This window comes from Streptomyces sp. M41(2017) (genome assembly GCF_002078175.1).
In the GTDB taxonomy this organism is placed as follows: Bacteria; Actinomycetota; Actinomycetes; order Streptomycetales; family Streptomycetaceae; genus Streptomyces.
Map to the genome: position 1 here is coordinate 1,232,755 of NZ_MWFK01000002.1, position 13,123 is coordinate 1,245,877.

General features: G+C 71.7%; 13 protein-coding genes. 4 read left to right on the forward strand and 9 right to left on the reverse strand.

The features are described from left to right. Positions 1–92: 92 nt before the first annotated feature. On the reverse strand, positions 93–1,130 hold the full coding sequence (locus tag B0675_RS31070) for an NUDIX hydrolase (RefSeq protein ID WP_081222929.1): 1,038 nt from the start codon (positions 1,128–1,130) through the stop codon (positions 93–95). Between the two features lie 134 nt (positions 1,131–1,264). Continuing rightward, a complete protein-coding gene (locus B0675_RS31075; protein ID WP_081222930.1) occupies positions 1,265–1,462 on the reverse strand; it encodes a hypothetical protein in 198 nt (65 codons plus the stop codon). Positions 1,463–1,760: 298 nt separating this feature from the next. Between B0675_RS31075 and B0675_RS31085 the strand changes: the two genes are divergently transcribed. Next, entirely contained in the window at positions 1,761–3,785 is a 2,025-nt protein-coding gene (locus B0675_RS31085; protein ID WP_081222932.1) for an NPCBM/NEW2 domain-containing protein, read from the forward strand. Positions 3,786–3,858: 73 nt separating this feature from the next. On the opposite strand, the gene B0675_RS31090 is transcribed toward B0675_RS31085, so the two are convergent. Then, positions 3,859–4,812, reverse strand: coding sequence for an ROK family protein (locus tag B0675_RS31090; RefSeq protein ID WP_081223987.1), 954 nt, complete (start codon positions 4,810–4,812; stop codon positions 3,859–3,861). A 243-nt stretch (positions 4,813–5,055) separates the two neighbouring features. On the opposite strand from B0675_RS31090, the gene B0675_RS31095 reads away from it, so the two are divergent. After that, positions 5,056–6,138: a LacI family DNA-binding transcriptional regulator gene (locus tag B0675_RS31095; protein ID WP_179165479.1), complete on the forward strand. Its 1,083-nt coding sequence runs from the start codon at positions 5,056–5,058 to the stop codon at positions 6,136–6,138. A gap of 116 nt (positions 6,139–6,254) precedes the next feature. Here B0675_RS31095 and B0675_RS31100 read toward each other — a convergent pair whose 3' ends face one another. The 5 genes from B0675_RS31100 to B0675_RS31120 form a co-directional block, all read right to left on the reverse strand. Next, positions 6,255–7,559 (reverse strand): aldolase/citrate lyase family protein, encoded by a 1,305-nt coding sequence (locus B0675_RS31100; protein WP_081222934.1) that lies wholly within the window; start codon positions 7,557–7,559, stop codon positions 6,255–6,257. Positions 7,560–7,752: 193 nt separating this feature from the next. Next, positions 7,753–8,715: an electron transfer flavoprotein subunit alpha/FixB family protein gene (locus B0675_RS31105; protein ID WP_081222935.1), complete on the reverse strand. Its 963-nt coding sequence runs from the start codon at positions 8,713–8,715 to the stop codon at positions 7,753–7,755. A gap of 99 nt (positions 8,716–8,814) precedes the next feature. Beyond that, the gene (locus tag B0675_RS31110) at positions 8,815–9,600 is read right to left on the reverse strand and encodes an electron transfer flavoprotein subunit beta/FixA family protein (RefSeq protein ID WP_081222936.1); all 786 of its coding nucleotides are present in this window, start codon (positions 9,598–9,600) and stop codon (positions 8,815–8,817) included. 217 nt (positions 9,601–9,817) lie between these two features. Continuing rightward, a complete protein-coding gene (locus B0675_RS31115; RefSeq protein ID WP_081222937.1) occupies positions 9,818–10,327 on the reverse strand; it encodes a flavin reductase family protein in 510 nt (169 codons plus the stop codon). 242 nt (positions 10,328–10,569) lie between these two features. After that, positions 10,570–10,983, reverse strand: coding sequence for a thioredoxin family protein (locus B0675_RS31120; RefSeq protein WP_081222938.1), 414 nt, complete (start codon positions 10,981–10,983; stop codon positions 10,570–10,572). A gap of 75 nt (positions 10,984–11,058) precedes the next feature. On the opposite strand from B0675_RS31120, the gene B0675_RS31125 reads away from it, so the two are divergent. Both B0675_RS31125 and B0675_RS31130 read left to right on the forward strand, forming a co-directional pair. Beyond that, the gene (locus B0675_RS31125; protein ID WP_081222939.1) at positions 11,059–11,475 is read left to right on the forward strand and encodes a DUF4395 domain-containing protein; all 417 of its coding nucleotides are present in this window, start codon (positions 11,059–11,061) and stop codon (positions 11,473–11,475) included. Between the two features lie 186 nt (positions 11,476–11,661). Further along, a complete protein-coding gene (locus B0675_RS31130; RefSeq protein ID WP_081222940.1) occupies positions 11,662–12,390 on the forward strand; it encodes a lysophospholipid acyltransferase family protein in 729 nt (242 codons plus the stop codon). Between the two features lie 30 nt (positions 12,391–12,420). Here the strand turns inward: B0675_RS31130 and B0675_RS31135 are convergent, their stop codons facing one another. Further along, positions 12,421–13,113 carry a phenylalanine--tRNA ligase beta subunit-related protein gene (locus B0675_RS31135; RefSeq protein ID WP_081222941.1) on the reverse strand — a complete coding sequence of 231 codons (693 nt, stop codon included), beginning with the start codon at positions 13,111–13,113 and terminating at the stop codon, positions 12,421–12,423. Positions 13,114–13,123: the final 10 nt, after the last annotated feature.

Genomic DNA, 13,123 nt, shown 5'->3' on the forward strand with positions numbered 1-13,123 from the left:
CACCGCACGGTGCGGGCCCTCCGGGGCTTCCGGGGCGGGACGCTCACGGCAGCCCGGCCGGGGTGTCGGCCGGGCCCGTCGGTGCGGCGGTGTCAGCCGAGGGGGATGCCGGCCTCCAGGTAGAGCGCGGCGCCGCGTTCGCGGGCGCGCAGGGCCCAGCGGAGCCGTTCGTAGCGGACGGGCGGCAGGAGGTCGGCGGCCTCCTGTTCGGTGACGAAGCGCCACTCGCGGAGTTCGGGGCCCGGCAACAGCAGTCCCCGCGCGGCGTGTTCGTCGAGGCGACCACCGTCGAAGAGGAGCCGCAGGCCGCCGTAACCGGGGGGCGCGGGGGACTCCCAGTCGATGACGAGCAGTGTGGGCACCTCGTCCAGGACGACACCGGTCTCCTCGGTGACCTCGCGCATCCCGGCGCGCGCCGGAGCCTCTCCGGCCTCGACGACGCCGCCGGGGAACTCCCAGCCGGCCTTGTACGTGGGATCGACGAGCAGGAAGCGGTCGCGCTCGTCGAAGAGGAGCACCCCGGCGGCGACCGTCTCGGCGGTGGGTTCCGGGGTCTGCACGATGTCGCACACGGGCGCGTCCCCGCCGCGCACGGCGTCGGCGATGCGGACGGCGGTGTCGTGCGGGGTGAGCGCGCTGGTGTCCACGGGGTGGGCGTCGGCGGTGAGCCAGCCGAGCGCGGCCCGGTAGGGCTCGATGTGGTCGTAGGACCACTGCCGCACACGCGTCTCGCCGTCGGGCTCCGGGGACACCTCGCGCCCGGCTATTCGCTCGCGCAGGATCGTTTCCGCCGGGGCGAGGAGCACGTGGTGCACCGGAATGCGGCGGGCGGCGAGTCCACCGAAGATCTCGTCCCGGTACTCCTGGCGGAGCAGGGTCATGGGGACGACGAGGACACCTCCCAGTTCGGCGAGCATCGCGGCGGCCGTGTCGACCACGAGCCGGCGCCAGATCGGCAGGTCCTGGAAGTCGCCGACCTCGGCGAGGTGTTTGGCGGGGAGCAGGTGCGTGAGTGCGCCCCCGACGACCTCGGGGTCGAAGAGCGTGCTGTTCGGGATCAGCTCGATCAGTTCCCGTGCGGTGGCGGTCTTTCCCGCACCGAACGCACCGTTGATCCAGACGATCACGATTCCCCCTCTTCTGTTGGCCCCCTGAGGCTTGCCCGCTCCACCCTGCCACGGAAACCAGCCGCTGATGAGGGGGCACCCACGGCGTGGCGCCGGTGTCCCCGTGCTGGGGACACCGGCGCCTGGGGTCGGGGTGTTCAGCTGTTCGTGCCGCCCAGGGCCCCTTCGTCGACCGCCAGGCTGTCGCTGCCGACGGTGTGGTCGACGGCGCTGAGCGTGTCGTTGACGTTGAGGTCGCTCAGGGCGTCCGCGTCCACGGCGTGCGACGGGGTGATCGCCGCGACGACGAACCCGGTGGCGAGGGAGGCGATGGCGAGCATGCTGCGCTTCTTCATGCCCGGTTCAACTCCGAAGGCGGGGAGGGGGTCACGGGTGGATCACCTTCCTCGTCCCGAACCGATGGCGATCGGTGCGCGCCTTCGGCTCATCGAGTGATGCGATCACACACCTTCCAACAGAGTCCGACAGGTCCTACCGTAAACGCGCACCATTGTCGCGGACATGAAGACACCCCATCTGTCGCGAGTTCGGAGGAACGTAACGATGCGTCACCTTCACACCCGCACCACCCCCACACCCCCCGGAACCGGCACAGCCCGCACCGCACGCGCGCCGCTCCCGGGCCGTACCAGAGTGGCCGGAGCGCTGGCCGCAGGCCTGTTGTGCGCGGCCGCCCTCACCACGCCCGCCCTCACCACGCCCGCGCTCGCCGCGCCGGGCGGCGCCACCGCGGCGGTCCCCGCCGCGCGCACCGCCTCCCCCACCTCCGCGGATGGGCTCGCGCTCACCCCGCCGATGGGCTTCAACAACTGGAACTCCACGCATTGCCGCGCCGAGTTCGACCAGGACATGGTCGAGGGCATCGCCGACCTCTTCGTGGAGAAGGGGCTCAAGGACGCCGGCTACCGGTACGTCAACCTCGACGACTGCTGGGCGCTGCCGTCCCGGGACGCGGACGGCAAGCTCGTCCCGGACCCCGAGCGGTTCCCGGGCGGGATCAAGGCCGTCGCCGACTACGTGCACTCCAAGGGCCTCAAGCTGGGCATCTACACCAGCGCCGGCACCAAGACCTGCGACAGTGTCGGGTTTCCCGGCGCCCTCGGCCACGAGTACAGCGACGCGCGGCAGTTCGCGGACTGGGGCGTCGACTACCTCAAGTACGACAACTGCAACAACCAGGGCGTGGACGCGCGATCGCGGTACACGACCATGCGGGACGCACTGCGGGCCACGGGCCGGCCCATCGTCTACAGCATCTGCGAATGGGGCGAGAACAAGCCCTGGGAGTGGGCCTCCGACGTCGGGCATCTGTGGCGCACGACCGGTGACATCAGCGACAGCTGGGGCTCGATGCTCTCGATCCTCAAGCAGAACCTGCCGCTCGCCCCGTACGCCGGACCGGGGCACTGGAACGACCCGGACATGCTGGAGGTCGGCAACGGCGGGATGACGGACACGGAGTACCGATCGCACTTCTCGATGTGGTCGGTCATGGCGGCCCCCCTGCTCATCGGCTCCGACCTGCGCACCGCCTCCGCCGCGACCTTCGACATCCTCGGCAACAAGGAGGTCGTCGCGGTCGACCAGGACCCGCTGGGCAAGCAGGGCTCGGTCATCTCCTCGACGGACGGGCGCTGGGTCGTCGCCAAGGAGATGCGGGACGGCAGCCGCACGGTGGCGCTGTTCAACGAGTCGGGCACCGCGCAGCGCATCGCGACGACCGCGGCCGCCGTCGGCCTGCCCGGCGCGGACGCCTACACCCTGCGCGATCTGTGGCGGCACCGCAGTTCCAACACGGCGGGCACGATCGCGGCCACCGTCCCGGCGCACGGCACCGTCCTCGTCCGGGTCTCCGCGGACCCCGCGTGGTCCAAGAACCCGCCCGCCGTCGAACTGGGCCTGGAGGGAAGCCCGTTGGTCGAGGCGGGCAGGACGGCCACCCTGACGTCCGCGGTGACCGACCTCGGGCGCACCTCCGCCACCCGGGTGGCGGTGACGCTGCGCGGCCCGGCCGGCTGGGCGGTCGCCGCGACGGGACCGACGACCGCTGCCTCGCTCCCCACCGGGCGCTCCCTGCGGACGCCGTGGCGGGTGACCGCGCCCGCGGGGACGGCCGCCGGATCGTACGACCTCGTGCTGAAGGCCGTCTACCGCTCGCCGACCGGGATCGCCGCCGAGGCCGAACTCCCGGTGCGGGCGTCCGTGGTGGTGGCTCCCCCGGCGGGCACGTCCCCGCTCGGCGACCTGCCCTGGCTCTCGACGACCAACGGCTGGGGACCGGTCGAGCGCGACACGAGCAACGGTGAGGAGGGCTCGGGCGACGGGGGGACCCTCACCATCGGCGGCGTGCCGTACGCCCGAGGACTGGGCGTGCACGCCGAGAGCACGGTCGAGTACTACACCGGCACGGCCTGCGAGCGCGTCACCGCCGATGTCGGGCTCGACGACGAGAAGGGCACCAAGGGCACGGTCGCCTTCGAGATCTGGGCGGACGGGACGAAGGTCGCTTCCACCGGCGTCCTGACCAACGCGATGCCGGCACAGGCCCTCACCGCCGACGTGACCGGCGCCCAGGTGGTCCGTCTGGTCGTCACGGACGGCGGCGACGGCATCGACTCGGACCACGCGGACTGGGCCGACGCGAAGCTCAGTTGCTGACGCCTGTCGCCCTGTCCGGTCCGATTCCCCTGTGGGACGGGTGTCGTGGTCCCGGTCACCGGGACCACGACGGTCAGACGCGGGCCTCGGCCGCGCTCGCCTTCCGGGTGAGCGCGGCCGAGGCGGCGCCGACGAGACCGGCGTCCGTGCCCATGAGCGCGGGCGCCACGGTCAGCCGCTGGACGAAGGAGAGCGTCGCGTAGTCGGCCAGCGCCCTGCGCAGCGGGGTGAACAGCACGTCGCCGGCCTTGCCGACGCCGCCGCCGATCACCGCGATGTCGATCTCCACGAGGGTCGCGGTCGCCGCGATGCCCGCGGCGAGGGCCTGAGCGGCCCGCTCGAAGGAGGCCACGGCCACCGGGTCGCCCGCACGGGCCGCCTCGGCCACCGCCGCGGCCGAGGTGTCACCGTCGGGTCCGGGCCGCCAGCCGCCCTCCGTCGCGCGGCGGGCGATGTTCGGGCCGCTCGCGATGCGCTCGACGCAGCCGCGCGAGCCGCAGGGGCAGAGATCTCCGTCCAGGTCGACGCTGATGTGTCCGATGTGGCCGGCGTTGCCGGTGGGACCGGGGTGCAGCCGGCCGTTCAGCACGAGGCCGCCGCCCACGCCGGTGGACACCACCATGCACAACGCGTTGTCGTGACCGCGGGCGGCGCCCTGCCAGTGCTCGGCCGCGGTGATGGCGACGCCGTCGCCGATCAGCTCGACGGGCAGCCCTCCGGCGGCCTTGGCGGCCCGTTCGACCAGCGGGTAGCCGCGCCAGCCGGGGACGTTCACGGGGCTCACCGTGCCGGCCGAGGCGTCGACCGGACCCGCGCTGCCGATACCGAGGGCGCCGGCCCTGCTCCACAGCGGGGAGTCGGACAGGTCGCCGATCACGTCCTCGACGGCACGCATCACGGTGTCGCCGTCCTCCTGCGCGGGTGTCGCGCGCTGCGCGCGCACCAGGATCCGGCCGTGGCCGTCCACCAGCGCTCCGGCGATCTTGGTGCCGCCGATGTCGAGCGCGGCCACGAGGTCGGTGTGCATCAGAGTCAGATCTCCCATGGGGTGTCGTGACGGGCCCGCCGCGCCGCGGGTCCGGGTGCCTGTTTCCGGCCGAGAACCGAGCAGGATCGGACCCCGTCGTACGCCGCGCGGCAGGCGTCCGCGGACGACGGGAACCGTGCGCCCTGGGGAAGACGCAGGCCGGAGATTGCGGTGGACAGTGTCTCCCGCATCTGACAACGTTGTCCAGGCTCTATGCTCGACGCCACATCCTCATACAACCCCATGGACCTACGCATCCCCGTGGACGACAGGACAGGACAGCACATCGTGGCCGAGACCGCCCGCCGATCCGAGAACCGCTACGGCAATCGTCCGACCATGAAGGACGTGGCGGCGCGTGCGGGAGTCGGCCTGAAGACGGTCTCCCGCGTGGTGAACGGCGAGCCCGGCGTCACCCCCGACACCGAGCGGCGCGTCCAGGAGGCCATCGACGCCCTGGGGTTCCGGCGCAACGACAGCGCCCGGGTGCTCCGCAAGGGCCGCACCGCCAGCATCGGTCTCGTCCTGGAGGACCTCGCCGACCCCTTCTACGGGCCGCTGAGCCGCGCGGTCGAGGAGGTGGCCCGGGCCCACGGCGCCCTGCTGATCAACGGTTCCAGCGCCGAGGACCCGGACCGCGAGCAGGAACTGGTCCTCGCCCTGTGCGCGCGACGCGTGGACGGGCTGGTCGTCATCCCGGCAGGTGACGACCACCGTTATCTGGAGCCGGAGATAAAGGCGGGCGTCGCCACGGTCTTCGTGGACCGCCCCGCCGGGAGGATCGACGCCGACGTCGTCCTGTCCGACAGCTTCGGCGGCGCACGGGACGGCGTCGCCCACCTCATCGCGCACGGACACCGCAGCATCGGCTTCATCGGCGACATGCCGCGCATCCACACGGCCGCCGAGCGTCTGCGGGGCTACCGGGCCGCCATGGAGGACGCCGGGATAGTCGTCGAGGACGACTGGATGTCCCTCGGCGTCACCGACCCGCAGCGGGTGCGCGAGGCGGCCGAGACGATGCTCTCCGGCCCCTCCCCCGTCACCGCCGTCTTCGCCGGCAACAACCGTGTCACCGTGACCGTCGTCCGCGTGATCGCCGAACGCGGCCGTCCCGTGGCACTCGTCGGTTTCGACGACATCGAGCTCGCCGACCTGCTGGAACCGGGCGTCACGGTCGTCGCCCAGGACGCCGCCGCCCTCGGCCGCACCGCGGCGGAACGCCTCTTCCGCCAGCTCGACGGCACCCTGCTCGCCCCGGAGCGGATCGAACTCCCGACCCGCCTCATCACCCGCGGCTCGGGCGAACTGCGGCCAGGGCGCTGAGGACGACGGCGCGGAGCCGGGCACGCCGAAGGCGCGCCGCCTCCCGGGAGGTGGCGCGCCTTCGGTGTGAACAGCCCTCGGGTGGGCGGCCGGCGCCGTTCACCGGGGCCCGTCGTCTACTGACCCGAGATCGTCAGGTCCCCCCGCCGCGGTGACGCGAAGGCCTCCAGGTCGGCCCGGGTCTGGCCGGTCGCGCGGGCCACCTCGGCGATGTCGAGGGCGCCGCAGTCGAGGCCGCGCAGCAGGTAGCCGCTGAGGGCCTTGGCGGTGGCGGGCTCGTCCATCACGTCACCCTCCGCGTGGTTGGCGTAGCGGGCCAGGCGGGCGGCGGCCTGTTCGAAGCCCTCCCGGTAGAAGGCGAACACGGCGGCGTAGCGGGTGGGGATGTGGCCGGGGTGCATGTCCCAGCCCTGGTAGTAGGCGCGGGCCAGGGCGCGCCGGGTGAGGCCGTAGTGCAGGCGCCAGGCGTCGTGCACCTTCTGGGTGGTGCCGACGGGCAGCACGTTCGTGGAGCCGTCGGAGACGCGGACGCCGGTGCCCGCGGCGGCGACCTGCATGATCGCCTTGGCGTGGTCGGCGGCCGGGTGGTCGCTGGCCTGGTAGGCGGCGGAGACGCCGAGGCAGGCGCTGTAGTCGAAGGTGCCGTAGTGCAGGCCCGTGGCGCGGCCCTCGGCGGCCTGGATCATCCGGGCGACGGTCGCGGTGCCGTCGGTGGCGAGGATGGACTGGCTGGTCTCGATCTGGATCTCGAAGCCGATCCGGCCGGGCTCCAGGCCGCGCGCCTTCTCGAACTGCTCCAGGAGCCGGACCATCGCGGTGACCTGCTCGGGGTACGTCACCTTGGGCAGGGTGAGGACCAGCCCCTCGGGCAGGCCGCCGGCCTCCATCAGGCCGGTCAGGAAGATGTCGAGGGTGCGGATGCCCCGGTCGCGCACCGGCGCCTCCATGCACTTCATGCGGATGCCCATGTACGGGGCGGCGGTGCCGTTCTCGTAGGCCTCGGCGATCAGCCGCGCGGCGCGGGCCGCCGTGGCGTCCTCCTCGGCGTCCGGGCGCGGTCCGTAGCCGTCCTCGAAGTCGACGCGCAGGTCCTCGACGGGCTCCCGCTCGAGCTTGGCGCGGACGCGGTCGTACACGGACCCGGCGAGTTCGTCGGACAGACCGAGGACCGCGGCGAAGGAGGCGGCGTCGGGGGCGTGTTCGTCGAGGGCCGCGAGGGCGCGGTCGCCCCAGGTGCGGAGTGTGTCGGCGGCGAACGCGTCACCGGGGACGTACACGGTGTGGACGGGCTGGCGGGTGCCGGGGTCCCCGGGGTAACGGCGCTCCAGTTCGGCGTCGACCGGGGCGAGGGAGGCGCTGATCTCCTCGCTGACGGCTCCCGCGAGGCTCGTCGCCACCTTCTCCTGCTGGCCCTGACCCATGCCACACCCTCCTGTTTTCCGCACTACGGAATCAACAATCCGTAGAGCGAAGTTATCCGGCGAGCTTCTCGCGGGTCAACACCCTCTTGGATCCTGGGACACGGCCGCGGCCCGCGTGCCCGGCCTCCCCAGGATGCACCGAGGCCCCCGGGACCGGCGCGCGGTCACGGGGGCCTCGTGGAGCACGGAGCGATCAGCCCTTGCGGGACTTGATCTCCTCGGTGAGCTGCGGGACGACCTCGAAGAGGTCACCGACCACGCCGTAGTCGACGAGGTCGAAGATCGGCGCCTCGGCGTCCTTGTTGATCGCGACGATCGTCTTCGACGTCTGCATGCCCGCCCGGTGCTGGATCGCGCCGGAGATGCCGGAGGCGATGTACAGCTGCGGCGAGACGGACTTGCCGGTCTGGCCCACCTGGTTGGTGTGCGGGTACCAGCCGGCGTCGACCGCGGCACGCGAGGCGCCCACGGCGGCACCGAGCGAGTCGGCGAGGCCCTCGATCACGGAGAAGTTCTCCGCGCCGTTGACGCCACGGCCGCCGGAGACGACGATCGCGGCCTCGGTCAGCTCGGGACGGCCGGTCGACTCGCGCGGGGTGCGCGAGGTGACCTTGGTGCCGGTGGCCTTGTCGGAGAACGAGACCGCGAGGGCCTCGACGGTGCCGGCGGCCGGGGCGGCCTCCACGGCGGCCGAGTTCGGCTTGACCGTGATGACCGGGGTGCCCTTGGAGATGCGGGACTTGGTGGTGTACGAGGCAGCGAACGCCGACTGCGTGGCGACCGGGCCCTCGGCGCCGGCCTCCAGGTCGACGGCGTCGGTGATGATGCCGGAACCGATGCGGACCGCGAGGCGGGCCGCGATCTCCTTGCCCTCGGCGGAGGACGGGACGAGCACGGCCGCCGGGGAAACGGCCTCGTACGCGGCCTGGAGCGCGTCGACCTTCGGTACGACGAGGTAGTCGGCGTACTCGGCGGCGTCGTGCGTGAGGACCTTCACCGCGCCGTGCTCGGCGAGCGCGGCGGCGGTGTTCTCGGCACCGGAGCCGAGGGCGACGGCGACGGGCTCGCCGATGCGGCGGGCCAGCGTCAGCAGTTCCAGGGTGGGCTTGCGGACGGCACCGTCCACGTGGTCGACATAGACGAGAACTTCAGCCATGGGGATGCTCTCCTGCGGATTACGAAGTCTGAGGGGCGGTAAGCGGGGTGGGCCTCGGCCGCTGTGCCGGTCCGGGGACGCGCCCCGGACCCACGGCGACTAGATGAACTTCTGGCCCGCGAGGAACTCGGCGAGCTGCTTGCCGCCCTCGCCCTCGTCCTTGACGATCGTGCCCGCGGTGCGCGCGGGGCGAGCGGTGGCGGTGTCGACCTTGGTCCAGGCGCCGTCGAGACCGACCTCGTCCGCCTCGATCTCCAGGTCCGACAGGTCCCAGGACTCCACCGGCTTCTTCTTCGCGGCCATGATGCCCTTGAAGGACGGGTAACGCGCCTCGCCCGACTGGTCCGTCACCGACACGACCGCGGGGAGGGAGGCCTCCAGCGACTCGGAGGCGGTGTCGCCGTCACGGCGGCCCTTGACCACGCCGTCCTCGACCGTCACCTCGGAGAGCAGCGTGACCTGCGGGACACCGAGACGCTCGGCCAGCAGCGCCGGCACGATGCCCATCGTGCCGTCGGTGGACGCCATGCCGGAGATGACCAGGTCGTAGCCGGCCTTCTCGATGGCCTTGGCCAGCACCAGCGAGGTGCCGACGGCGTCGGTGCCGTGCAGGTCGTCGTCCTCCACGTGGATGGCCTTGTCGGCACCCATGGACAGCGCCTTGCGCAGGGCGTCCTTGGCGTCCTCGGGGCCGACGGTCAGCACGGTGATCTCGGCGTCGTCCGCGTCGTCGGCGATCTGCAGCGCCTGCTCGACGGCGTACTCGTCGAGTTCGGACAGCAGGCCGTCCACGTCGTCACGGTCGACGGTCAGGTCATCGGCGAAGTGCCGGTCGCCAGTGGCGTCGGGCACGTACTTCACAGTGACAACGATCCTCAAGCTCACGCCGGCTCTCCTACTGCATCGTCATTTCTGGGCTGCCTTCTTTCAGGCAGCATAGGCGCCTGAAGCGGGCGATCCCGGTCGGGGCGGCCCGCGCTCCGAACGAAATATTACTCGCCAGTACATCCATTGGGTGCCCACTAAGCAAGCGCTTTGAACTGTGACCTTCGCAACGCTGTGTAACCGGTGCGGGGAACCGGCGAGCAGCCCAGGCCCCGCCTCAGTCGCGCAGGCCGTTGAAACGCCCCTGGTGGTACAGGAGCGGGCCGCCCTCACCCGAGGCGTCGCCGAGCACGACCTCCGCCAGCACGATCCGGTGGTCCCCGGCGGGCACCCGCGCCACGACCCGGCACACCAGCCAGGCCAGCACGTCGTCGAGGACGGGAACTTCCTCGGGGCCCTTACGCCAACGGGTGGGCGCGCCGAACCGGTCGGCCCCGCTCAGCGCGAAGGTCGCGGCGAGGTCCTGCTGGTGTTCGCCGAGTATGTGGACGCCGACATGCTCGGACTCCGACACCGCGGGCCAGCTGGAGGCACCGGTGCCGATGCCGAAGGAGACCACCGGCGGTTCGGCGGAGACAGAGGTGAGCGAGGTGGCCGTGAAGCCGACGGGACCCCGCGGACCGGTGGCGGTGATCACCGCCACTCCGGCGGCGTGCCGGCGGAAGACGGAGCGGAGCAGATCCGGGGAGGCGATGCGGGCGGTACCGAGGCCGGGCGTGGCCGACATGGAGTTGTCCTTCTGCGAGGGCTGACGTGGAAATCCCACCAGCCGGGCGGAGCCGGGTGCGGGGAGGGGTCCTTGGCTGCTCAACAGCCCGGACAGCGCCCACTCGCGGTGCGGGCCGGATCCACTGGGAGGCGCTCGTGGAGAAGGAGTTCCGGGGGCATACGGTCAGGCTGACGATAGGTGGTGCGTGCAGTCAAGTGCGCACGGGTATCTGCGAGATGCCTCACCATGATCGCCACCGTTCAGACAGCCTCTCCCAGCGCGGCGATGACGTCCGCCTTGCGGGGCTGTCCCGTCGCGCGCCGCACGATCCGGCCGTCCGCGTCGAGGACGAGCACGGTGGGCGTCTTGAGGATGCCGAGATCGCGGACGAGATCGAGATGGTCCTCGGCGTCGATCTCCACGTGCGACACGCCGGGGACCATCTCGGCCACCTCGCCGAGGACCCGCCGGGTCGCCCGGCAGGGGGAGCAGAAGGCGCTGGAGAACTGCACGAGCGTGGCCCGTTCACCGAGCCCCTCCCCCAACTCCGCCGCACCGAGCAGCTTTCCGTCGTCACGCCCGCGCACTGTCACCCTCCCGCTCCGCCGCCGATGCAGCACTCCGTACACGCTCGTCAGCGCGAGCACCGCCAGGCACACCACAAGTCCGGTCATCACATGCACAAGCATTCATGAGACCGCATTGATTCCCGGCGTCGAGCACTGCCCGGCATACGGAATCCTTGAATCATGGACATTGATGTGAGGGGACCGCGTTTCGGCGCGGTCGTGACGACGGTCGTGCTTGCGGCGACGCTCATCACCGGGAGCACCTGGCTGCTGGCGTGGCAGACGCTGGCGTTCGCGCTGGGCGCCTCGGGCGGCGTGGCGCGCTCGCCGTACGGCTGGCTCTTCCGGAAGGTGGTGCGGCCGCGACTCGGACCGCCGGAACAGTTCGAGGCGCCGGAGCCGCCGCAGTTCGCGCAGGCGGTCGGACTCGTCTTCGCGGTGGTCGGACTGATCGGCTTCACCGCCGGCCCGCAGTGGCTCGGCCTCGCCGCGACCGGGTGCGCGCTCGCGGCGGCGTTTCTCAATGCGGCGTTCGGGTACTGCCTGGGGTGCGAGATGTACCTGCTCGTACGGCGCGTGACGGTACGCGCGGAGTAAAGGCAGGTTAAAACCCCGAGGTGGATCAAGTGCGCGACGTGACAAGGATCTCGCGGTTCTCCGGCACCAGGACTGGCCACCCGTCCGTTCTTCGGGCACGATCTGCGCAATGCCGTAAACCTACGGCTGCGTAACTTTCCCGCCGGGAGACCCCTTCCCAGGCAGAGAGAAGGGTCCACCCCGTCCATGGCAGAGCTTGTCTACCGTCCCGTCGTCGCCTTCGCCCAGACGCTGTTCAAGGCCTGGGACCTCAAGATCGACTGCCAGGGATCGGAGAACATTCCGCGCTCGGGCGGCGCCGTGCTGGTCAGCAACCACATCAGCTACCTGGACTTCATCTTCGACGGCCTGGCCGCCCTGCCGCAGAAGCGCCTGGTGCGCTTCATGGCCAAGGAGTCGGTGTTCCGGCACAGGATCTCCGGACCGCTGATGCGGGGCATGAAGCACATCCCCGTGGACCGCGAGAAGGGCGAGACGGCCTACCAGCACGCGCTGGAGTCGCTGCGCGCCGGTGAGATCATCGGCGTCTTCCCCGAGGCGACCATCTCGCAGTCCTTCACTCTGAAGAGCTTCAAGTCGGGTGCCGCGCGCATGGCCCAGGAGGCCGGCGTCCCCCTCATCCCCATGGCGCTGTGGGGCACGCAGCGCCTGTGGACCAAGGGTCACCCGCGCAACTTCAAGCGCAGCCACACCCCGATCACCATCCGGGTCGGCGAGCCGGTGGAAGCCCCGCAGGACCAGTACGCGGGCGCCATCACCCGGCGACTGCGCGAGCGGGTCCAGGAGTTGCTCGAAGCGGCGCAGCGCGCCTATCCCGTACGCCCCAAGGGGCCGGACGACACCTGGTGGATGCCCGCCCATCTCGGCGGGACCGCGCCGACCCCCGAAGAGGTGCGCGCGGCCGAGGCCCGCTGACGGTCCTCCCGCCCGGCGCGCACCGAGGCGTCACTCCGGGGCGTGGACGGTGATCCGCGCCCCGGGGCTGAACTTCGCCAGCAGTTCGGCGAGTTCCGCACCCGCGCTCCCGACGTCCGCGACGGGCATCGGAGCGAGGCTCTCCAGCAGGAAGACGGCCGAGGTCGACCGCTCGGTGAGCCGGGTGCGCGGTCCCTGGCGCCAGTTCCAGCGGCGGCAGGTGACGCCGGTGTCGTCGCGCCAGACCACTTCGCCCGCGTCGGGGTGCTCGATGGTCTCCTCGCCTCCCGCGACGGTCACGAAGTCCTCGTCGCCGGTGGCCCGCACGAGGCGCATCGCACCCCGGATGTGGTCGGTGTCCTCGCCGCCGACCGGGATCAGGTGGGCCACGCTGATCGCGTTGTAGACGTCCACGAGGACGTTGATCCGCGGGAGGCCGGCGTCCGAGAGGGCACGTCTGGCCAGCGCCTCGGCGGAGTTGCGGGTACGGGAGGGCTTGGAGCCGAACGCCGTGTACGTCTGCCGCCAGGCGGCCATGTGCGCGTCCTCGTGCGGGGGCCGTCCCCCCAGCCGGTCGGCCAGCCGACGAGCGGCGTCGTCGAGCAGCGCCGAAGTGCCGTCCGTGCTCGGGCCGTTCACCAGGCCGTCCGCCTCCACGACGACGTGGGTGAAGCCGGGCGCGAGCGCGCGCACCTCGTCGGACACGGTGAGCGTGAGAGTCATCGTCGGCCTT